The organism is Streptomyces sp. NPDC048441 (assembly GCF_043200235.1).
Classification (GTDB): domain Bacteria; phylum Actinomycetota; class Actinomycetes; order Streptomycetales; family Streptomycetaceae; genus Streptomyces.
Map to the genome: position 1 here is coordinate 1 of NZ_JBICXM010000013.1, position 21,036 is coordinate 21,036.

The following is a 21,036-nucleotide window of genomic DNA, read 5'->3' on the forward strand; positions in this document are numbered from 1 at the left end:
CGGACGGCCCGCTGCGCCTACGCAAGATCGGCAACCACCCGAAGACCGTCCTTACCTATGAGCGGGCGGGCTGACGTACGACTGCGCATGAGGGGCGGCGGCGTGGTCGGGTCTCTACCGTGTGGGTGGAGGAGGCGACGCTGATGGGGTCGTTGATCGGGGAGTTGGAGGCGCGGGCGGCGGCCCGGGCCCGGGTGGAGGCGCTCGAAGCGGAGCTCGCCCGGCTGACGGCCCGTCTGGAGGACGAGCGGGAGGCATGGTCGCGGCTGCGGATCGCCCGGCGCGTTCTCACCCGGGACGGTGTGATCCTGCGCAGCGTCCACGCCGCCGACGCGGGCAAGGTCATGAACCCGCTGCAGTGCCGCGGTCAGACCGAGGGCGGCGTCGCCCAGGCGCTCGGGGCCACACTTTTCGAGGCCGTACGACTCGACGAGCGCGGTGAGGTGACCACGGCGGCCTTCCGGCGCTACCGTCTCCCGCAGTACGCCGAAGTGCCGCGCACCGAGGTCCACTTCATGGAAACGACCGACGCGATCGGCCCCTTGGGCGCCAAGTCGATGAGCGAGAGCCCCTTCAATCCCGTGGCCCCGGCCTTCGCCAACGCACTGCGCGATGCCACGGAAATCCGCTTCACCGAGATGCCGGTGACCCGCGACCGTGTCTGGCTGGCGATGGACCAGCAGCGCGCGCGTGCCGGAGCGGCGCCACGGGTCGGGACAGTCGCAGCCCTAGCCGATGAGGGTCTCCTTCGGGCGGACCACGCAGAACTCGTTCCCCTCCGGATCGACCAACACCGTCCATGACTCGTTGCCGCTCTGCCCGACGTCCGCCCTGCGGGCGCCGAGTGCGAGTAGGCGCTCGATCTCGGCGTCCCGGTCCTCCGCGGCAGACGTCAGATCGAGGTGCAGACGGTTCTTGACGGCTTTGCGGTCCGTCACCGGCATGAAGCAGATGCCCACCGGCGTGGTTTCGTCCGGCCCGATCACCACCTCCCTCTCCCGCTCGGACAGGATCCGCCAGTCGAGGACCTTGGCCCAGAACCTGGCCAGGGCGGGCAGATCGTGGGCGTCGATGACAATGTGATGCAGCGAGATCGGCATGTCGGCCAGTGTCGCCCGGTCGGCGAAGGCTTTGAGGCGAAGACTTCAAGAGGAGGCAGCGTGCTCGTATGGGACGACGATCCCCGTTCGGCACTCGTGGTGCGCCACGCCGTCGAGTCCCCCCGGGCGGCCGTGCTCCTTCTGCACGGCGGCCGCTCCGAGGGGACACGGGCGCCTTCGCCGTGGAACCTCGCGGGCGCACGAATGCGCCCGTTCGCCCGGGTCGTCGAGCGGGCAGGCCGCGGTCAGGACCTCCTGGTGGGGAGCGTCCGCTATCGCTGCCGGGGCTGGAACGGTGAACGCGCGGACGCGCTCCAGGACGCACATCGCGCGCTCGACGAACTGGCCCTGCGTGCGGGGAACGTGCCCACCGTGCTGGTCGGGCACTCGATGGGTGGGCGCGCGGCACTGCGGGCCGCCGGGCATCAACTCGTACGGGGCGTGGTGGGGCTCGCGCCATGGTGCCCCGATGGTGAGCCGGTGGCCCAGCTGCGCGGTCGGCGCCTGATACTCCTGCACGGCGACAGGGATCGGACGACCGATCCCTGTGCCTCACGGGAATTCGCTGTCCGGGCATCGGAAGCGGGCGCGGAGGCGTGCGCGCTGCTGATGCCGGGCGGTGACCACGCGATGCTCCGACGAGCCGGGGCCTGGCACCGGCTGACCGGCCGGACGGTGAGCGGCCTTCTGGGGTTCGCGCCGCTCCCCGCCGAAGTCGCCGACTGCCTGGCCCTCAACGGTGGCCCGCTGTAGTGGTTCTGAATGCCCGTCAGGCGACCGGCTTGCGTGCCTCCTCGCACCACCGGCGGAAGCCCGTGGGTGCGGTCTCCGGAGTGCTCGGCTGGGCGGCTCCGTAGAAGCCCTGGTCGTTGATGGCCCCCACCATGTCGGCCAGCCCCTGGGCCCAGGCATCGCTCGTCCCGAAGCGCGTCATCGTCGCCTTGTAGTCCGCACTGCTGGTCCGTTGGACGCGTACCGGACGGTCGAGCACTGCGGAGACGACCTGTGCCATGCCCTCGGGGGAGAGGTCGTCGGGTCCGACCAGCGGGACGTCGTCCTGCCCGGTCCAGGAGCCGTCAAGGAGCAGGCGGGCCGCCGTGGCGGCGATGTCGCCGGTGGCGCAGGTGCGCAGCACGCGGTCCTCCGCCAGTGCCAGGAAGAACACACCCTCGTCGCGGATGGACGCGGCCTGGCCGAGGAGGTTCTCCATCAGGAACGGCGGACACAGCGCCCGGTAGTGCACGCCGGTGGCCGCGATCGTCTCGTCCATGGCGAGCGACGCCGATATCTGTCCGGCGTTCTTCGCCACGCCCCGGCCGAGGGTGGAGACGCTGACGACCCGCTCGATGCCCTGGCCCGCGATCACCTCGGGCAGCGGCTCGGTGAAGTCACGGAAATGACCCTCGACGCTGTCGGCCGATGGCGTCGGAGGCACGAGCCAGAACAGGCGGTCGGCGCCCGCGCAGGCCTCCTTGAGGACGGCGGGATCGGCGTGCGATCCCCGTACGACCTCGACGTGTGCGCGCACCCGCGCGGAGAGCCGAGCGGGGTCGCGGGCGATCACCCGGATCCCCGCGGTGCCGTCCGGGGTGTCGGGGTGGCGGTCGAGGAGGCGGTCGATCACCTGTCGGCCGATCTGGCCGGTCGGGGTGGTAACGACGATCATGAACAACTCCAAGGGGGAGCTCTGCTGGACGTCATCGAGCCTGCTGCCTCGCGCGCCCGAACTGAAGGATCGATCGGCTCCCACTTGTTACCCTGAAGGTAATACCGGACCGAGGGTAGAGGGCAACCGAGGGCAACCTCGGGCAACCGAGGGCAAGTGAACCGAAGGGGATCGAGGAGAATGAAGAGCGTGGAAGCCCGCCCGCTGCGCTACTTCGTCGCCGTCGCCGAAGAGCTCAACTTCGCCCGCGCCGCCGAGCGGTTGGGCATCTCCCCGCCGCCGCTGTCCCGCGCGATCCGCCAGTTGGAGACGGAGTTGGGCGTCACGCTCTTCGAGCGGACCACCCACAGCGTGGCACTGACCCCGGCAGGTACGGTGCTCCTCGCCGAGGCGAGGATCGCCCTGGACGCGCTCCAGGCAGCCGGGCGGCGGGCCCAGCGCGCCGCGGCCCCGGAGCCGAAGCTGGTCCTTGCCGCCAAGGCCGACGGGGACGCGGGACTCCTCGAGCCGATCCTGGCGCGGTTCGCGTCCGAGCCGTCCGCCGTACCGGTCGCCGTCCGGCTGTGCGGCTGGCAGGAACAGCCGAGACTCCTTCGCCAGGGGGAAGCCGATGCGGCCTTGGTGCACGAGCCGTTCGACCGCACCGGCCTGGACACCGAGACACTGGTCGCCGAACCACGCGTCGCTGCCCTCGCCGCCACCGACCCGCTCGCCACCCGCGACCACCTGTCCCTGGCCGATCTCGGCCTGCACCCCGGCGACCTGCACCGCTACATCGAGGAGGTGCGCAGCGACAGCCGCGACCTCGCCCAACTCCTCACACTCGTCGGCCTCGGCGGCCGCCCCCCGCTGCTGCCCGCCTCCGTCGCCGCCCGCTATCCGCGCCCGGGTCTCGTCTACCGGCCGCTCACGGACGCACCGCCCGTGGTCCTCGCCATCGCCTGGCCGCAGCAGTCCCGTTCGAAGGCCACGGCGGCGCTTGTCCGCGCCGCTGCGTCCGTGGCCGAGGGCGCACGCAACAGGGCGGCGGGCTTGGACCAGGGCCTAGTTGTCGAGGGGGCTGCCGGGCACGGATCATGCGGGGATGACTGATCATCAGCCCGCACCGGAGCCCGTACAGCAGCCCGCACCGGAGCCCGCACTACAGAACGCGATCCGGCTCACGCGGTATACGAAGACCGAGCAGGACGAAATCCTCGGTGCCGGGGTCGACCCCTTCGGCGTCGCGGACACCGGCCTGGCATGGCTGCCCAAGAAAGACCATTTCGGCATCAGGATGCAAGGCCGCTTGGTGGCACACACCGGCCTCCTGCGACTGCCCCTGTCGATCGGGGGCGCAAGCATCGAGGTCGTGGGCGTCGGCGGGGTGGCTGTCGCACCCGATGTGAGAGGGCGCGGGCTGGCACGGCAGATCGTGGGAGCGGCCCTGGAGCACGCACGGACGATGGGGCCCCGGCACGGACTCCTCTTCTGCCGGCTCCCGCTCGTCTCCCTCTACGAGCGGCTCGGCTGGCGAGTGCTCGATCAGGATGTCTACGTGGACCAGCCCGAAGGCCCCGTGATCATGCCGCTGCGGACCATGTGGACCCCCTTGCGCGACGGTACGACCTGGCCCTCTGGAGCGGTACGTCTGCTCTCGCTTCCCATGTGAGCAACGTGTGAGCAACGAAGGAGCCAGGCGTGAGCGACGCGTCAGCGAGACGTGAGTGAAACGGCAGAGCGTGGCCGGAAACTGTGTGCAGAACAGGTGTCTGCACATGGCATAGACCGCACCACACGGGGAGCCCCACATGCGTACCTCCATCCACCGCCCCGCCGTAATCGCCGCGACCGCCGTCGCCGCCCTCAGCCTGACGCTCACCGCCTGCGGTGGCGGCGACGGCGCGAGGGATGAGGGGGCCGCCTCCTCCCCGAAGTCCGCCGGGACCGGCTCCGGATCCGGCTCCGGCTCCGGCTCCGAGGAGAAGGCAGGCGGTTCGGACGCCTCCGACTCCGCCGCGCAGACCGGTGCCAAGAACAAGACCGGCGGCAACGCCCCGGCCTGCGCCGCCGACGACGTGAAGATCTCGGCGGCCAAGCAGGACGGCGTGCCCACCACGCACATCACACTGACCGCCACGAACGTTTCGAGCCACGCCTGCACGCTTCTCCAGTACCCCCTGGTCGCGTTCGGCGACGTCCAGACCGCCAAGGACGTTCCGGCCGTGGCCAAGAGCAAGCCGGGCACTCCTGTCGTGCTGAACTCCGGCGCCCCGGCCTACGCGGTGGTGCGGGTCAACAACGGCGGTGTCGATGAGGAGAACCGCGCCGTCACCTCCTTCAACGTGAACCTCTTCGCCGCCGACGGCCCCGCCGAGGGCAGCAAGGCCGTCACCGCGCCCGAGGGCGGCATCGCGGTCGACGACGCCGTCGCGAAGACCGGCTACTGGACGCCTGAACTGCGCAACGGCGCCGACGACTTCTGATCTGTGGTGGGCGAGGCCCCGACCCCCTGATGCGCACGGAGTTCTACACCGTCCGGACCGGGGCCGAGCGCGTCGTGAAGCTGAAGGAGGCCGCCGGGGGGAGGGTGGACGGCCAGGGCCCCGCCGAGCCGCCGACGGAGCCCGACACCTCGCCGACCTGGGCCGTGGTGTGCGGTGACGCCCCCTGGCCGAGCGACCCCGGGACGTACCGCGAGGACTCGGTCCGCGACGCTGCCAAGTACCCGCTGTACGGCGACTTCGCGGCCGGTGTCACACCGTGCGCCTTCTGGGGCAAGCCCGTTGAACCGGCCACCGAGGTGAACAACACGGTCCCTGCGCTGATCACGCAGAACGAGTGGGACTCGCAGACCCCGCTGGCCGGCGCGCGCGGCCTGCACCGTGCGATGAAGGGCTCGCGCATGGTGACGGTCGACGGGGGCGAGGGGCATGGCGTCTACGGCACGAACCGCTGCGCGGAGGCCGCGACCCACTCCTACCTGGCCACCGGAGAACTGCCGGCCGCCGACGCGACATGCCGGGCGACACCGGGCGAGCGGCGGACCCCGTCCCTGCTCGTGACAGCGGACCGTGGCACGTGACATAGGCCACGCCATTGCGCGGTGTCGTCCTGGGTAGGCGATTCATGATCGCCTGGGCTCGTGCCCGGGAAGCAATACCGGAACCACGGAGGTATCCATGTCCTCGAAGCGACGTCGCAAGAAGAAGGCCCGCCGCAAGAACGGCGCGAACCACGGCAGCCGCCCTCAGTCCTGACGGCGGGCGCGGCGATCGGGGGCGACACCTGGTGGTGTCGCCCCCGAGGCGTTTTACGGCGAGGGAGAGAACGGGCGCCCGGTGCCGCCCCCGCGGAATCGAAGGCCGCGTACAACCCTTGTGCCCCATCCCGTGTCGAACAGGGCGCCGGACAAGGAACGGGCCCTTTCCGGACACCCCCCGCGCCTGCCCGGCCACCTTCCTTCACAGGAGCCGCTCGTGCGCAAGAACCGTTCGGCCGCCCTCGCCGCGGCCTCGTTCCTCCTTCTGACCGGGGCGGGTATCGTCGCCGCCCCCTCCGCTGTCGCCGGCACCCCTGGGGGTACGCACGCCAACGACCGCAACAGTGACTTCAACGGCGACGGATACGAGGACGTGCTGGTCGGAGCCCCGGGGGCGACGGTGAGCGGCCAGCAGGGCGCCGGGCTCGTCACGGCGCAGTACGGCTCGTCCAGAGGCATCAACACCAGCTCCGTCGCCCGGTTCAGCCAGTCGACCGCCGGCGTCGCGGGTGCCGCGGAGGCGGGCGACGGCTTCGGGAAGGCCGTCGCCACGGGTGACCTGGACGGCGACGGCTACGACGACGCGATCATCGGCATCCCCGGCGAGGACCTCGGTGACCAGGCGGACGCCGGTGGTGTCGCCATCCTGTGGGGCTCGAAACAGGGGCTCAGCGGGGGGTCGAGCGACTGGCTGCAGACCCAGGAGCCCACCAAGGGCGAGCAGTTCGGCCTGAGCCTCGCCGCCGCGCACTTCACCGGAGACACGCCGGGTGACGTGCTCGCCGTACTGGACCGTGACGACCTGGAGCTCTTCGCCTACGACGCCGCACCGCAGGCCGATGGGCAGGCTCCGCTGCGGCGGCAGGCGACCCAGCGGCTCTCCGCGGCGGCCGAGGGACGCGAGATCCTGCCGAAGTCGCTCACGACCGGCGACTACGACGACAACGGGTTCGCCGATCTTGTGGTGTCCGGCGTGACCGTGGGGGACGAGCCGGGGCACGGCTGGTCCGCGTTCCTGTCGGGGCACGCCGACGGTCTCACGTACGAGCGTGACCTGCGCGGCGGCCCCGCGGCCGCGTCCGGCGACATCGACAACGACGGCTACGACGACTTGGTGACCGGCGAGCCCAACTCCCCCGACGACGGCGGAGAGACGCAGACCGGCGGCCTGGTGGGCATCCGCTACGGCAGCCCGGACGGCCTCCAGGACGAGGCCAAGTGGTGGACGCAGGACAGTGCGGGCGTGCCCGGCACCGCCGAGCGCGGTGACGGCTGGGGCGCCGACCTGTCCGTGGCGGACACCAACGGCGACGGGTACGCGGACGTCGCGATCGGTGCACCCGGCGAGGACATCGGCACGGTCGCGGACGCCGGTGCGGTGTGGGTGCTTCGCGGTGCGGGCACCGGCATCACGGCGAACGGCGCCAAGTCCTGGGACCAGAACTCCGCGGACATCCCGGGCGTGGCCGAGAAGGGCGACAAGTGGGGCGCCCAGGTGCGCCTGACGGACCCGAACCGCGACGGCCGTTTCGGCCTCCTCGCCGCGGCACCCGGCGAGAACGCCGGTGACGGAGTGGTGTGGGTCCTCTCCGCCGGTACGGGTGGCATCACCGCGTCGGGGTCGTGGACGTACGGAGCGGACTCGCTGGGCGCGCCGGGCAAGAGCGCGGCGTTCGGCGCGGCGATCGACGAGTAGGCAGGGCGTCCGAACGCGGTCGTGATTCACCTCCGTATGATCACGATGATCACGGGCATGTGCTCACGACTGCGTTCGGAGGCTGAACAGGCATGACAGAGAGCCGAGTTGTCATCGTCACGGGCGGCGGTACGGGCATCGGCGCCGCCACGGCGCGGCAGCTGCGTGCGGCCGGGCACCGCGTGGTCGTATCGGGGCGTCGCCCCGAACCGCTGCGCCGCGTGGCCGAGGAGACAGGGGCGCTTGCCCACCCCGCCGACGCTGGTGACCCCGCGCAGGTCGCGGGGCTCGTCGATGCGGCCATGGAGGCGTACGGACGGATCGACGGGCTCGTGCTCAACGCCGGGGTCGGGCGCAGCGGAGCGGTCGGCGACCTCTCCGACGAGGACTGGGAAGCCGTGCTGCGGACCAACCTCACGGGCCCCTTCCTCCTGCTGCGTGCCGCGCTTCCCCACCTCCTCGAGGCGCGCGGCTCGGTGGTCGCGGTCGCCTCGGTCGCCGCACTCCGCAACGGCGTGGGCAACGCCGCGTACGCGACGTCCAAGGCGGCGCTGCTCCAGCTGTGCCGGTCCCTCGCCGTCGACTACGGCAAGGCCGGGCTCCGCGCCAACACCGTGTGCCCCAGCTGGGTGCGGACCGAGATGGCCGACCGGCGGATGACCCGGTTCGCCGAGGAGGCCCAGCTGGGGGACGGCGGCGCCGACGCGGCGTACGAGGAAGCGACGCGGCTCGTACCGGCGGGCCGACCGGGGGAGCCGGAGGAGGTCGCCGAGGCGATCACCTGGCTGCTTTCCCCCGCCGCGTCCTTCGTCAACGGTGCGGTGCTGACCGTCGACGGCGGGGTGACGGCAGTCGACCCCGGAACCTCCGCGTTCGACTTCAGCATCGTGCCGCGCGGCTAGGGCCTGTCCGGCGGATCAGGGGTCAGCCGAAGCGTTCCACGCGGAGCTGGGCGGGTGGGTACGGCGAGAATGAGGTCGTGCCCACCGACCAGAAGCCGCCGTCCGTGCCTGGAATCGGGGCGATGGCCTCGGGCAGAAAGGTGGAAGGGGTCTCCGGGCCGCGTTCGCTGATCCAGGCCGTGCCGTCCCAGCGGAGATAGTGCGCGCGCTTCTGATCCCAGAAGTCCCAGCCGGAGATCCGGTCGGGCTGTCCCGCGGCGTTCCCCACGATGCCGCTCAACAGGCCGACGCTGAAAGGTGCCTTGACGCTGCTCCACCCTGCGCCGTCCCAGTGCTCCAGCGTGACACCCGGCGGCTTGCCGGGCGGTCCGCCCACTCCGTACGCGAATCCGGTGAGCCAGATGTCGTCGTGGGCGACCGGCAGCACTCCGGTCACGGAGGCGCGGATGCCGAGGGTGCGGGGCAGCACGGTCCAGGCGCCGTCCCAGCGGGCGATGATGTCGCCGAAGACCCACACTTCACCGCCGGGTGTCACGTGGACCCCGGACGGCGTGGGTGCGGCCTCGTCCGGCAGCGGCCGGCACCAGCGCCACGTCGTGGCGTTGCCGCTGCGGCTGCCACGCAGGAGACCCGCACGGTCACCGTGCCGCCCCGACACCCAGAACCGGCCGCCGGGAGCGGCCGCGACATCGGTCAGCCTCGTGCCCGGCTCGCCCCGGCCGGGGAAGTCCGCCTCGCGCCAGGTCGCGCCGTCCCACGCGAGGAGCTGGTCGTGCCCCGCGGTGTTCGTGCCGATGGCCCAGGCGGCCGCACCATTCGGACTGGCGGCGACCGCGCGGAGACCACCGCTGTACGTCAGGTGGGTGAGGTCGGTCAGCGACCAGGCGGAGCCGTTCCAGCTGAGGGCGAGCGGAGTGCCGATGGTGCTTCCGTTGCGCCCTTGTTCGCCCACGGCCCAGGCGTGTTGGGGGTCAGCGGCGGCGACCGAGACGAGGTGGGCAGCGGCCTGCCCGGCGGGTGCGGGGGACTCCTGCCAGGCCGCGGCTGCGGCTGCGCCTGCCGCGCCGGCTAACGGTACGGGCAGGGTCAACCCGGCGCCGGTGATGGCAAGTCCACGGACAAAGACGCGTCTTCGCATGACGAGAGCCCTTCTTGAGGCCTATAGGTCCCGGGTCTTGAGGTCCTGAGGTCCTGAGGTCCTGAGGTCCTGAGGTCTTTGCGGGGGTAACACCCTGAACCGGGTGTCGTGAGCCGTCAATGCACGCGGATGCGCAATTCCCGGGCGGGCTCCCCGTGGCGTGCCATGGCGCACGGGTATCGTGACGCGTCTACTGAGGGGTGGACGCGAACACATGACATCGAGCAGCACCTTCCGCATCGGCGGTGAACTCGCCGTGCGGCGGATCGGGTTCGGGGCGATGCGTCTGGCGACCGGAGCCGGTCCTGCCAGGGAAGCCTCCATCGCGGTGGCCCGGCGGGCCGTCGAGCTGGGCGTCACGTTGATCGACACGGCGTACATGTACGGATGGGGCGCCAACGAAGAGCTCCTCGTCGACGCCCTGCACCCCTACCCGGACGACCTGCTCATCGCGACCAAGGTCGCCGTCGAGCGGCCGAACCCCGGCGAAGAGGCGACGATCAACGGACGGCCCGAGTTCCTGCGTGAGCAGGTCGAGCAGGCGCTCCGTCGGCTTCGTGTCGAGCGGATCGGGCTGCTCCAGATGCACCGCATCGACCCGAAGGTGCCGCTCGCCGATCAGCTCGGCACGCTGCGGGAGTTCCAACTCGACGGAAAGATCGGCCACATCGGCCTTTCCGAGGTGACGGTCGCCGAGCTCGACGAGGCGCGGCAGACCATCGACGTGGCGAGCGTGCAGAATCGCTACAGCCTGCTCGACCGCGAGCACGAGGCCGTGCTCGACGCCTGTGACGCGGCAGGTATCGCCTTCCTGCCCTGGCGGCCGGTCCACCCGGCGGCATCGACCGCGACGGCTGAGATCGCGGCCGTCGCGGCCGAACTCGACGCCACCGCGGCGCAGATCGCGCTCGCCTGGCTCCTCGACCGCTCACCGGTCGTCCTGCCGATTCCGGGCACCGCCTCGATCGAGCACCTGGAGGAGAACGTCGCTGCGGCGAGCCTCCGGTTGAGCGACGAACAGCGGAAGCGACTCGACGGGATCACGCTTCCCACTGTCGAGTGAGGGAGCCGAGTGAGGGAGCCGAGCGAGGGAAGGTCTCAGCCCGCCGGACGGTCGATTCGGTAGAGGTGGTGGGCGCGGTCGTCGATGGGGTTGTCCGGTTCGAGCGACACATCGGCGACCCGCCGCAGCCCCGCCTTCTCCAGTGCGCGCCAGGACGCCGCATTGCCCACATGCACGGGGACGAGCACCGAGGTGGCTTCGGGATGGTCTGCCCAGGTGGCCTGGACGATCGCCCGGATCATGCGCGTGCCAAGGCCCCGGGCGGTCCGCTCGGGCTCCCCGATCAGGTAGTCGATGGAGATGGCGCCATCGGGAATGTCGTACTGGCCCGCCAACTCCGCGCCGTCCTCAGGGTAGTCGGCGAAGCGGCAGCGCTGGACGAGGCCGAACGGTTCGCCGTCCAGCAGTATGAGCAGATCCTGGGACGGCTCCTCCCCGCGTGCCGCCGGGCCGAAGTCGCGGGCCACCGCCTCGGGAGAGGTCTCGTGGTTCCACCAGCGCGCGACATGCGGCTGCTCCAGCCATCGCCGCAGCAACGGGAAGTCCGCTTCGTCGAGTCGACGCCAGCTGATCATCGGAGCTTCCTCCATGCCTCAACCCCCGTACGTAGCTTCGGACTCGCCGAGCACCGCGGCGAAATCCGCGGCAAGGCGAGCCCCGTCCGCCACTTCGAGCCCGGCCGTGGTGATCCGTACGGCGGTGGGCGCGGCGATGCGGAACCGCGCACCCGCGGCCACCCACCACCCCCGCGAGCGTAGCCCGTTGACCGCCGCGGATTCATCGCGCACCGGCACCCACACATTCAGTCCGCTCGCCCCACGTGCCTGAATCCCGTGCCGCGAGAGCTCGCCGATCAGCGTCTCGCGCCGCTCGGCATAAGCGCGTTCGGCCCGTCCTACCAGGTCCCTCACCGCAGGATCGGTCATCGTCCGCTCGACCGTCACCTGAAGTACGTGACTGACCCACCCCGAAGTGAGCAGCATCCGCCCCTCGTGCCTGGCCATTGTGGTGGCATCGCACGCGAGCGCCGCCCACCGCAGGTCGATGCCCAGATGCTTGGACACCGTACGCACCTGAGCCCAGCGTGCGAGCCCGCCGGTGGCCAGTGAGCACGATGCGGCCCCCGCGACCTCCGCATTGTGATCGTCCTCGACGACAAGCACCTCGGGAAACTCCCCGAGAACATCGAGCAGGGCGTCCCGCCGTGCCCGCGAGAAGCAGCCGCCCACCGGGTTCTGCCCCCGCGGGCTGCACACCAGGGCCCTGGCCCCCGCCCGCAGCGCACCGCGCAGCGACTCCGGTCCGATCCCCTCGTCGTCCACCGCCACCGGCACCATGCGGAGGCCCAACGCCGGTACGAGGTCGAGGAGATGGTGGAAACCGGGGTCCTCCACGGCCACCGCGTCGCCCGGCTTCAACTCGACGGACAGCAGCCGCGCCATGCAGTCGAGCGCCCCGTGCGCGAAGGTCACCTGATCGTCAGGCACTCCGTCCCGCGCGAACCACTCCCGGGCCAGCTCCTCGAGGCCCGCGAGGCGCGGCGATGCCCGGTGCGAACCGTTGACGGGGTCCACCCGCTCGGGCGGCAGCAGGGCAGGAAGCAGAGCCGGATCCGGATGCCCGCCCGCCAGATCACGCACCCCCGTCGGAACCTTCGGTGGGCGCCGCGCACCGACGGCAGGGGCCTGCGCCACGACCGTTCCGCCCCGTCCGCGTGTCACCACGATCCCGCGCCGCCGGAGCTCCTTGTAGGCGGTCGCCACGGTCCCCGCGCTGACCCCGAGCTCGTCGGCGAGCCTCCGCACCGGAGGCAGCGCGTCGCCAGGACCCAGACCGCCCTCGGCGACGGACTGTTCGACCGACGCGGTAATGCCCTTGGCGGTCGTACCACTGATCGCATATTGTGCTGCCACGTAAGTAATTATGTATCAATACAAAATCCCGAGTCAAGCCAGAAGCCAAGCCAGAAGCCAAGTCGCAAGCCAAGGGGGAGCGGTGGGCCTCAGCCGCCGACGGGCCGCGTTGTACGCACGCATACCAGGGGGTCTCGACGGCCGCCGTATGCTCTGGATCGCTTTGATCAACAAGGCGGGCACCGGCCTCTGGATGGGGGCGGCCGCTCTCTACTTCACTCTCGTCACCGGGCTTTCCATCGCTGAGGTCGGCGTGCTCATGGGAGTCTCGGGTGCCGTCGGCATCGCGGGCGCACCGCTCGCGGGCCACCTCGCCGACCGCTTCCCGGTCACCCGCGTCATCATCGGCGCCCAACTCCAGCAGGCCGTCGCCCTGTTGGCACTGCTCACGACGGACAACTTCTCCCTGCTCCTGCTGTACTCGGCCGTCAGCAGCCTCGCCGACCGCGGCGCCAACGTGCTCACCAAGCTGTACGCCGCTCGCATCGCGGGCCCGGAGCGCACCAAGTACCAAGCCGTGCAGCGCACCGTCGCCAACGCGGGCTGGGCCATCGGCGGCCTGGCAGGGGCGCTGGCCCTCGCCGTCGGCACCACCCACGCCTACCAGGCCCTGCTCATCGGCAACGTGGTCAGCTTCGTGGCGGCGGCCGTGCTCACCCTCCGCTGTGCCGAACCGCCCTCGCCGTCCCGCCTGGTCACCGACTCCACGGCCCCGGCCAGGACCACCCCGCCGTCCAACCCGTGGCGCGACCGCTCCTACCTGCTCTTCACCGCCACCGAAGCGGCACTCTTCCTCGACGACGCGGTGCTCCAGGTCGGTATGCCGCTATGGATCGTCCACGCCACGGACGCCCCGCACGGCCTCGCCCCGCTCCTCATGGTCCTCAACTGTGTGCTCGTCGTCTGCTGTCAGGTCCCGCTGTCCCGCTTCGGAGGCACCCCGGAAAAGGCCCGCGGGCTCCTCCTGCCGCTGGCCGCCTGCTTCGTCATCGGCTGCGCCGCCATGACGGCCTCGGTCGCCGGTGGTACCTCGCTCGCCGTCGGCGCCCTCGCCGTCGCGGCGATCGCCCTCACCTTCGCGGAGATACTCCACTCGATCGCGTCCTGGGAACTCTCCATCGCACTCGCCCCCGATGACGCCCAGGGCGCCTACCTCGGCGTGCACGGCCTGTCCTCGGCCGCTCAACGCAGCGGGGGACCGCTGATCGTCACCGCTGTGATCGCCGCGGGCCCCTTGGCCTGGCCGCTGCTCGGCGCGGGCGTGATCGGGACCGTCGCGGCGCAGAGTCATCTCGTACGAAAGCAGCTGTCGCGGCGGGGCGGGTCCGCGGACGCGGCTGTCGCGCAGCGCCAACGGAGTCAGCGGCTCGGGTCGTAGCCGCCCGCCACGTGTCCGTCGGGTCAGTGACCGAGGCGGATGCGGTGCGCCTGGTCCTCGCCCTGGGGCCCGGTGCCGGACTTGTCGACCACGTACGCCGTGCCGCCCGTCACCTGGACGTGGTTGGGGTTGGCGCCGGTGGCCAGGGTCTCGACGACGGCGCCCTTGACGGGGTCGACGACCGTGACGTTGCCGGGCGTCCGGTTGGCGACGAGGACGCGGCCCGAACGCCGGTCGGTGGCGACGGACAGGGCGCCCGCGCCGGTCGGGACGGACTTCGTGACGGCGCCCTTGGTGAGATCGACGACGGAGAGGCCGCCGGCGGCCTGGTCGGCGGTGTAGGCGGTGCGGCCGTCCTTCGAGAGCGCGACGGAGATCGGGCCGTCACCGGTCGGGATCAGGCGGGGGCTCTCGCTCTTCCGGGTGATCTCGATGATCTGGTCGCCGTTCAGGTCGGCGGCGTAGGCGGCGCCGGTCCGCTCGTTCACCGCGAGGCCGGTCGGGCTCGATCCCTCGACCGTGACGCGCTTCTTCTCCTTGTATGTACGGGTGTCGAAGGCGACGACGGTGCCGTCGCCGAAGCCGCTCGCCCATGCCGTGTCGTGCTTGGCGTCCACGACGATCTCACGGGCGTGGTTCACGCCGGGCAGCGTGGCGAGGTGCTTGCCGGTGCGCTGGTCGTAGACGGCGACGGAGTTGTCGCGGGTGTTCGTCGTCCAGACGGTGTTGTGCTCGTCGTCGACGGCGATTCCGTAGACGGCCTCGACGGCGCCGGTCCCGGCGTCGGTGACCGGGGGAGTGTAGGTGTCCTTGACCTTCAGGGTACGCGGATCGACCTTCACCAGGCTGGAGTTGGTGACGGGCGGGCGACCCACCGCGGAGGTGGCCCACAGCACGTGGTTCCGCTGGGAGTACGCGGACTGGTAGAGCCCCTTCACGAGCGGCGCGGACTCGACGGTCGCACCGGACGCGCCGGGGGCGTGAGCGGAGTTCTGGCCGGGCTGCGCGTTCGCAGTGCCGGTCACGGCCAGCGTGCTGCCCGCGGCGAGGGCCACGGCGACTGCGGCGGTACGGCGGATGCGGCGGGTGAGTGAGGTCATGCTGCGTCAGTCTCCTTGCCAGCGGCGCCTCCGAGCGAGGCGATCACTCGACAACTTAGCTTAGGCTAACCTAAGTCTCCAGTGGGTGGTCGCCATCAGGCCAGCAGCTCCGCGGTGTCGAGGAACGGGCGGCCGAACTCCTCCGCTCCGAACTCGAGCACGTAGAGGCCGGTGGACACCCGCTCCAGGAAGCCCCACTCCCAAATGGCCTGCTCGTCCATCCCGCTCCGGTCGGCCAGCAGCGCGCAGTACGAGCGGGCCAGTGCGACGGCCGCGTCCCCGCTGCTGCCTCTGCCCATCAGCTCCGCGCACCAGTCGCGGAGCACAACCCCCAGGTCGTACGCGGGATCGGAGAGGAAGCCGTCGGGATCCACGAACACGAAGCCCGCCTCCGCCCCGACCCGTGGTGTGACGGCCCGCAGCGCGTTGCCGGGATGCGGGTCACCGTGCACGACGACGCACAGGGCGGGATCGAACGCCGCCGCTCGACGCCCGGCGAACGTCAGCGCCTGGGCCACGACCTGCTCCGAGCACGGCCTGCCGAGGCTTTCCCACAGCCGCTCGACCATCTCACCGAGCGCCAGGGCCTTCTCCCGCGCCGGATCGACCGCCTGCCCCGCGGCGCGGGGCACCCGCCAGGCCTGCTCGAGCATGGCGCACAGCGTCTCGATCTGCCGCGTCGGCGGGAGGCCGAGGCGATCCATCGAAGGACCGAGCGCTTCCTGAAGCAGCGCGTGGCGTTCGAGGTCGTAGGCCAGAAGGTGCGCGTACCCGTGTCCCTCCGCGAGGCCGAGAGTTCGTACCTGATGTGCGAAGTCCGTTGCGGGGAGGGAGAGTTTGAGCACCCCGTCCCGCCCGTCGACGGTCCTTACCCGCGCCACGTACGAGCTCGTCCCCCCGGGCAGCGGCGGTCCGACGGCGATGGACCACTCTCGCTCCAGATCACCGATGAGGCCCGGGAGTTCGCCCAGCCACTTCTCGCCGGTGCTCCCGAGGCTGTGGGCCTTCTGCCGTACGAGGGGCTGGACTTCGATTGCCGGCTTGGTCACGGCGTCGATTGTGAGGGGTGGAGCGAGGGGGCGGAACGAGAGGGGTGAGTGTGACGCGAACAGAACCAGCATGGAATGGAACATCTTCATGCATCCGCGATCGCCATGCGGGGCTGATGTGTCCGGTCGCCGCCGCTTTCTGCGCGGACTCACCGCCCTGCGACAGGGGTCGCTACCGTGGCCGGCACTTGTTCCCGTCGGGTCCCTCGGCCCTGGAGGTGAGAGATGGCGGCTGCCGGCTCGGCATCGGTCGGCACGATCCCGGTTCAGAACCTCCGGTCGGGCGACCACGCGTTCGTCAGCTACGCCGACGACGATGCGGGCCGGGACGTGGTGTCCGCCTTCGCATGGGCAGGGCTCGTGAAGCGCGAGAAGGTGATCGTCTTCGCCGCTCCGCACCTGGACGAGGAACAGGTGTGGAACCGCCTCGATGCGCCGGGGGTCCTGCTCGGAGCCGCTCGTGAACACGGTCAGCTGATCCTCAGCAGTATGCGCGCTCTCCTCCACCCCCAGAACGGCTTCACCACCGACCGGCAGTGGCAGCGCATCACAGAGGAGACCGACCGCGCTCTCGCCGAGGGCTACACGGGGCTCCGCACCTATATCGACATGCACTGGGTGGGGGACCTGGACGCCGATGTCGATGTGATGATGCACCGTGAGTCCCACGCCCAGCATCTGTTCACCGGACGCCCCTACACCGAGATCTGCGCCTACGACAGCCGCTGGTTCGACTCCGGCGTCCTGACGGCCATGCACGAGGCCCATCCCTGTCGGCTGCTGCCTCACCTGGGCGCCCTGCACGTGGAACTCACGGACGGCATGGTGCAGTTGGCGGGCGAGGCGGACCTGGCCACCAGGGAGCAATTCATCGGTGCCGTGCGCGAGGGACTCAGACGCAGTGAGAATTCCCGGCCCCTGACCGTGGACCTGTCCGGCATCGTCTTCCTCGGCGTCGCCTGCGCGGTGGACCTGCTACGGCTGGTCCTCGCCCATCCGCAAGGCCCGGTCCTGGTCCACTGTCCGCCGAACCCGGCCCGCATACTGCGTCGGGCAGGCGCCGACCAGGTGCCGCACCTGGCGATCAGCGAGGTGGGCCGCTGATGACGACCACGCCGGGGCCCCGCGAGGTTCCTCCCGTCACCCTGCTGGAGTCGCGCTTCACCCAGGACGACCTGCCCCGGCTGCGGATGCTCGTCGAGCAGTACGCGGACCATCAAGGTCTTACCGAACCACGGCGGGGCGAATTCATCGTGGCCCTGGACGCCGTGGCGGTCAACGCGGTCGAGCACGCGGGCGGTGGCGGCACGCTGGTCCTGCAGCGCAGCGACGGCCGGCTGGCCTGCCACATCCATGACGCGGGCCCCGGCTTCAGCGCCGACGTCATCCCCGCCCTCGCTCCCGGACTCGACGGCCATGCGGGCGGGCGCGGACTGTGGCTCGCCGGCCTGCTCGCCGACGAGCTCACCATTTCCGGGGGCCCCGGCGGGACCAAGGTGACCCTGACCGTGCAACTGCCCGGATAGTTCCGCGTCACTCTGCGTGCTCGGAACGGGCCGAGGCCTGCGCCGCGAGGAGGGCGCGCATAGGCTGACTCTGTCCGTTCTGATCCTTTTGGAGTCGTATGGTCACCTCGCAGCCCGTGGTCACTCCGCCTGCCGGGACGGCCGTGTTCCTGGTCGCCACCATGGCCCCCGGTGGAGAGGCCGCCGTACGAGAGGCGCTCGCCGATCTGGCGGGGCTGACCCGGTCCGTGGCGTTCCGGTACCCCGATGAGGGTCTGACCTGCGTCGCGGGCATCGGTTCCGCAGGGTGGGATCGCCTCGTGGGCGGGCCACGGCCCCGCGAACTCCACCCCTTCAAGCCCCTGCGAGGCCCTCGCCACGAGGCACCGGCCACCCCGGGCGACCTCCTCCTCCATCTGCGCGCCCGCCGCATGGACCTCTGCTTCGAACTGGCCCGGCTGATCGTGGAGAGGCTGGGCTCCGCGGTCACCGTCGTCGACGAGGTACACGGCTTCAAGTACCTCGACGAGCGCGACCTGCTCGGATTCGTCGACGGCAGCGAGAACCCCGGGGGAGGTGCGGCGGCCGACGCCGTGTTCATCGGCGATGAGGATCCGCGGTTCCGGGGCGGGAGCTACGTGATCGTGCAGAAGTACGTGCACGACATGGCGGCCTGGCAATCGCTCACCGTCGAGCAGCAGGAACACGTCATCGGACGGACCAAGCAAGCCAATGTCGAAATGCCGGACGACATCAAGCCGGACGACTCCCATGTCGCGCTCAACACGATCGTCGACGACGACGGCGTCGAGCAGAAGATCGTGCGCGAGAACATGCCGTTCGGACAGATCGGCCGCGGCGAGTTCGGCACCTATTTCATCGGCTACGCGCGCACGCCCGCGGTGACCGAGCAGATGCTGCGCAATATGTTCCTCGGTGACCCTCCGGGCCGGACGGACCGCATCCTCGACTTCTCCACGGCCGTGACGGGCGGCCTGTTCTTCGTCCCGGACGCCGACCTCCTCGAAAACCTCTCTGCCGCCGATCCCGACACCGCCGACGTCTCCCTGGGCATCGGCAGCCTGAAAGGAGCCTGAGTGCCATGACGACCCCCGCCGTCGCGAACAACCTGCACCGCGAGCTCGCCCCGATCACCCCCGAAGCCTGGGCCGAGATCGAGGAAGAGGCCCGCCGCACCTTCCGCCGCCTCGTCGCGGGCCGCCGGGTCGTCGACGTCCCCGAACCGGCAGGGCCGAGGCTCGCCGCCACCGGCACCGGACACCTCTCCGACATCACTCCACCCGCCCCCGGAGTCAGGGCGAGGCTGCGCGAGGCGAAGCCGCTCGTCGAACTGCGGGTGCCGTTCACCGTCAGCCGGGCCGCCGTGGACGACGTCGAGCGCGGCTCGCAGGACTCCGACTGGCAACCGGTGAAGGACGCGGCACGCGCCATCGCGTTCGCGGAGGACAGGACGGTCTTCGACGGATATGCGGCGGCGGGCGTCGAAGGGCTGCGCGAGCGGACGTCCAACCCGGTGCTCAGCCTGCCCGCCGAGCCGCTCGACTACCCCGACGCGCTCAGCCGGGCCCTCACCGCGCTGCGATTGGCCGGAGTCGAAGGCCCGTACGCCCTGCTCCTCGGCGCAGAGGAGTATCGGGAGGTCAGCGAGACCTCCGACCACGGCTACCCGATCGCGGCCCATCTGGGCCGCATCCTGGGCGGCGACCCGATCTGGGCACCGGCGCTCAGCGGGGCGTTCGTCCTGTCCACGCGCGGCGGCGACTTCGAACTGCTCATCGGCCAGGACCTGGCGATCGGCTACACGTCACACGACGCGAGCGGCATCGAGCTGTACTTGCAGGAGACGCTGACCTTCCTCACGTACACGGACGAGGCTGTTGTCTTCCTGCAGCACTGAGGGCCTCACGGCACCGCCTGCTCCCCTGGCTCCCCTGTGCCTTCTGTGCCGGTGGCCCTGCCGACCCCCGTCAGCGCTCCGCCGAGGGCGATGCACACCATGCTGACCCCGACGGCCAGACTGACCGTGGCCACGCCGAACCCGGCGACCCCGGCCGTTATGGCGGCGGCCCCGAGAGGCCCGAGCGCGGAGTGGATGGTCCAGAACGACGCGGTGACACGGCCAAGGAGGTGACTTGGTGTCACCTCTTGGCGCAGGGACATCGAACAGATGCCCGTGAAGGCGGTGCAGAACAGCATGAGGGCCGCGAGCGCGCCGAGCACCGGCACGCTCTCCGACAGGCCGAGGCAGGCGACGGCTGTCCCGCCGAGGACGAAGCCCCCGATCCAACTGGCCCCGAATCCAAGGCGCTTGCGCACTCGGTCGACTGCGAAGGCCGCCAGGCAGGTACCGAGGGTGCCGACGGTCAGGACGTAGCCGACGGTGCTGTCCGCGTGGCCGAGGTCCTCCTTGACCCGGAAGATGATGACGTCGGTGAGGCCGTACGTGAGAAACGTGAGCAGCGACAGCAGCACCGTCAGCGGCCGCAGCACCGGATGCGCCCACAGGAACCGGGCCCCGACCATGAACTCCCCGCGTACGCCGACCCCTTCGGCGTGGGCCGGGCCGTCCGGCGTACGTCTCTCACGGATCCTCACGAAGAGGATCCCGGCCGCGGAGACCGCGAAACTCACGGAGTCGATCCCGATGGCGGTGGCGGGATTGAACGCCGATGCGACGAAGCCCGCGAGCATCGGACCTCCCGCGCTCGCCACGGCGTACGTACCGAACAGATGGCCGTTGGCCTTGGTGATCTGGCCGGGCTCGACGATGGCGGGGACCAACGTCACGTACGCCACGCGGAAGAGCATGGAGAAGACACCGGCGAGCGGAACCACCGCGTAGATCAGCCACATCGGCGTCGCGAAGAGCCAGACCAGCGGGATGACGGCGTACAGGAGACAGCGCGCCCCGTCGGCGGCCATGAGGAGCCGCCGCCGGTCGACCCGGTCGGCGATCACACCTGCGAAGAGCCCGGTGGCGATCGAGGCGACGCCGGTGAGACCGGTGACGAGCCCCATCTGCACGACCGAGCCTGTGCTGTGCAGGACGAGGAGCGGGATCGCCACGTACGAGAAGGAGTCCCCAAGGGCGGACAGTGTCTGGATGGCCAGAAAGATCCGGTAGTTGGGGTTGGCCCATAAGCCGGGAGGCGGATCCCGCTGTTCTCTCCTGGCGTCCGAATGCACGCCCTCGGATGCGTCACGCGTGGACATTCGGTCCGCCTCCCTCACGATGGCCGCAGCGATTAGATCACGGGCTGATCG

The 21,036-nt window shown here is 70.8% G+C and carries 22 protein-coding genes and 1 pseudogene; 15 read left to right on the top strand and 8 right to left on the bottom strand.

Annotated elements, in window-relative coordinates:
• Positions 1–299: 299 nt before the first annotated feature.
• Positions 300–803: pseudogene (locus ACGFSB_RS28165) on the top strand (molybdopterin cofactor-binding domain-containing protein); the annotation flags it as partial.
• Here the strand turns inward: ACGFSB_RS28165 and ACGFSB_RS28170 are convergent.
• Positions 729–1,100: a VOC family protein gene (locus ACGFSB_RS28170; protein WP_393404910.1), complete on the bottom strand. Its 372-nt coding sequence runs from the start codon at positions 1,098–1,100 to the stop codon at positions 729–731. The pseudogene ACGFSB_RS28165 and the gene ACGFSB_RS28170 overlap by 75 nt on opposite strands.
• A 60-nt stretch (positions 1,101–1,160) precedes the next feature.
• On the opposite strand from ACGFSB_RS28170, the gene ACGFSB_RS28175 reads away from it, so the two are divergent.
• On the top strand, positions 1,161–1,853 hold the full coding sequence (locus ACGFSB_RS28175) for an alpha/beta hydrolase (protein WP_393404913.1): 693 nt from the start codon (positions 1,161–1,163) through the stop codon (positions 1,851–1,853).
• A 16-nt stretch (positions 1,854–1,869) separates the two neighbouring features.
• Here ACGFSB_RS28175 and ACGFSB_RS28180 read toward each other — a convergent pair whose 3' ends face one another.
• The gene (locus tag ACGFSB_RS28180) at positions 1,870–2,766 is read right to left on the bottom strand and encodes an NAD(P)H-binding protein (protein WP_393404916.1); all 897 of its coding nucleotides are present in this window, start codon (positions 2,764–2,766) and stop codon (positions 1,870–1,872) included.
• Between the two features lie 189 nt (positions 2,767–2,955).
• Here ACGFSB_RS28180 and ACGFSB_RS28185 point away from each other — a divergent pair, with 189 nt between their 5' ends.
• The 7 genes from ACGFSB_RS28185 (at position 2,956) to ACGFSB_RS28215 (ending at position 8,605) form a co-directional block, all read left to right on the top strand.
• Positions 2,956–3,858: a LysR family transcriptional regulator gene (locus ACGFSB_RS28185; RefSeq protein ID WP_393405421.1), complete on the top strand. Its 903-nt coding sequence runs from the start codon at positions 2,956–2,958 to the stop codon at positions 3,856–3,858.
• Positions 3,851–4,417: a GNAT family N-acetyltransferase gene (locus ACGFSB_RS28190; RefSeq protein WP_393404918.1), complete on the top strand. Its 567-nt coding sequence runs from the start codon at positions 3,851–3,853 to the stop codon at positions 4,415–4,417. The genes ACGFSB_RS28185 and ACGFSB_RS28190 overlap by 8 nt, the downstream gene beginning before the upstream one ends.
• Before the next feature lie 139 nt (positions 4,418–4,556).
• Positions 4,557–5,231, top strand: coding sequence for a DUF4232 domain-containing protein (locus ACGFSB_RS28195; protein WP_393404920.1), 675 nt, complete (start codon positions 4,557–4,559; stop codon positions 5,229–5,231).
• Between the two features lie 29 nt (positions 5,232–5,260).
• Positions 5,261–5,830, top strand: a complete 570-nt coding sequence (locus tag ACGFSB_RS28200; RefSeq protein WP_393404923.1) for an alpha/beta hydrolase — start codon at positions 5,261–5,263, stop codon at positions 5,828–5,830.
• A 97-nt stretch (positions 5,831–5,927) separates the two neighbouring features.
• A complete protein-coding gene (locus tag ACGFSB_RS28205; protein WP_370443954.1) occupies positions 5,928–6,005 on the top strand; it encodes a 50S ribosomal protein bL37 in 78 nt (25 codons plus the stop codon).
• A 219-nt stretch (positions 6,006–6,224) separates the two neighbouring features.
• Positions 6,225–7,703 carry an esterase gene (locus ACGFSB_RS28210; protein WP_393404925.1) on the top strand — a complete coding sequence of 493 codons (1,479 nt, stop codon included), beginning with the start codon at positions 6,225–6,227 and terminating at the stop codon, positions 7,701–7,703.
• A 92-nt stretch (positions 7,704–7,795) separates the two neighbouring features.
• Entirely contained in the window at positions 7,796–8,605 is an 810-nt protein-coding gene (locus ACGFSB_RS28215; protein ID WP_393404928.1) for an SDR family NAD(P)-dependent oxidoreductase, read from the top strand.
• Between the two features lie 22 nt (positions 8,606–8,627).
• Here the strand turns inward: ACGFSB_RS28215 and ACGFSB_RS28220 are convergent, their stop codons facing one another.
• Positions 8,628–9,743 (bottom strand): hypothetical protein, encoded by a 1,116-nt coding sequence (locus ACGFSB_RS28220; RefSeq protein ID WP_393404930.1) that lies wholly within the window; start codon positions 9,741–9,743, stop codon positions 8,628–8,630.
• 214 nt (positions 9,744–9,957) lie between these two features.
• Here ACGFSB_RS28220 and ACGFSB_RS28225 point away from each other — a divergent pair, with 214 nt between their 5' ends.
• On the top strand, positions 9,958–10,806 hold the full coding sequence (locus tag ACGFSB_RS28225; RefSeq protein WP_393404932.1) for an aldo/keto reductase: 849 nt from the start codon (positions 9,958–9,960) through the stop codon (positions 10,804–10,806).
• 35 nt (positions 10,807–10,841) lie between these two features.
• Here ACGFSB_RS28225 and ACGFSB_RS28230 read toward each other — a convergent pair whose 3' ends face one another.
• On the bottom strand, positions 10,842–11,381 hold the full coding sequence (locus ACGFSB_RS28230) for a GNAT family N-acetyltransferase (protein ID WP_393404934.1): 540 nt from the start codon (positions 11,379–11,381) through the stop codon (positions 10,842–10,844).
• An 18-nt stretch (positions 11,382–11,399) separates the two neighbouring features.
• Positions 11,400–12,719 (bottom strand): aminotransferase class I/II-fold pyridoxal phosphate-dependent enzyme, encoded by a 1,320-nt coding sequence (locus tag ACGFSB_RS28235; RefSeq protein WP_393404936.1) that lies wholly within the window; start codon positions 12,717–12,719, stop codon positions 11,400–11,402.
• A gap of 148 nt (positions 12,720–12,867) precedes the next feature.
• Between ACGFSB_RS28235 and ACGFSB_RS28240 the strand changes: the two genes are divergently transcribed.
• On the top strand, positions 12,868–14,097 hold the full coding sequence (locus ACGFSB_RS28240; protein WP_393404938.1) for an MFS transporter: 1,230 nt from the start codon (positions 12,868–12,870) through the stop codon (positions 14,095–14,097).
• A 23-nt stretch (positions 14,098–14,120) separates the two neighbouring features.
• Here the strand turns inward: ACGFSB_RS28240 and ACGFSB_RS28245 are convergent, their stop codons facing one another.
• Together ACGFSB_RS28245 and ACGFSB_RS28250 are read right to left on the bottom strand one after the other, a co-directional pair.
• Positions 14,121–15,197 carry a YncE family protein gene (locus ACGFSB_RS28245; protein ID WP_393404940.1) on the bottom strand — a complete coding sequence of 359 codons (1,077 nt, stop codon included), beginning with the start codon at positions 15,195–15,197 and terminating at the stop codon, positions 14,121–14,123.
• A 95-nt stretch (positions 15,198–15,292) separates the two neighbouring features.
• Entirely contained in the window at positions 15,293–16,246 is a 954-nt protein-coding gene (locus ACGFSB_RS28250) for an aminoglycoside phosphotransferase family protein (protein ID WP_393404943.1), read from the bottom strand.
• A 225-nt stretch (positions 16,247–16,471) separates the two neighbouring features.
• Between ACGFSB_RS28250 and ACGFSB_RS28255 the strand changes: the two genes are divergently transcribed.
• The 4 genes from ACGFSB_RS28255 (at position 16,472) to ACGFSB_RS28270 (ending at position 19,669) form a co-directional block, all read left to right on the top strand.
• A complete protein-coding gene (locus ACGFSB_RS28255) occupies positions 16,472–17,350 on the top strand; it encodes an MEDS domain-containing protein (protein WP_393404945.1) in 879 nt (292 codons plus the stop codon).
• Positions 17,350–17,772 (top strand): ATP-binding protein, encoded by a 423-nt coding sequence (locus tag ACGFSB_RS28260; RefSeq protein WP_393404948.1) that lies wholly within the window; start codon positions 17,350–17,352, stop codon positions 17,770–17,772. Before ACGFSB_RS28255 ends, ACGFSB_RS28260 begins: the two co-directional genes overlap by 1 nt.
• A 98-nt stretch (positions 17,773–17,870) precedes the next feature.
• A complete protein-coding gene (locus ACGFSB_RS28265) occupies positions 17,871–18,848 on the top strand; it encodes a Dyp-type peroxidase (protein WP_393404950.1) in 978 nt (325 codons plus the stop codon).
• A 5-nt stretch (positions 18,849–18,853) separates the two neighbouring features.
• Positions 18,854–19,669 carry a family 1 encapsulin nanocompartment shell protein gene (locus ACGFSB_RS28270; RefSeq protein WP_393404953.1) on the top strand — a complete coding sequence of 272 codons (816 nt, stop codon included), beginning with the start codon at positions 18,854–18,856 and terminating at the stop codon, positions 19,667–19,669.
• 5 nt (positions 19,670–19,674) lie between these two features.
• On the opposite strand, the gene ACGFSB_RS28275 is transcribed toward ACGFSB_RS28270, so the two are convergent.
• On the bottom strand, positions 19,675–20,985 hold the full coding sequence (locus tag ACGFSB_RS28275) for an MFS transporter (RefSeq protein ID WP_393404956.1): 1,311 nt from the start codon (positions 20,983–20,985) through the stop codon (positions 19,675–19,677).
• Between the last annotated feature and the right edge of the window lie 51 nt (positions 20,986–21,036).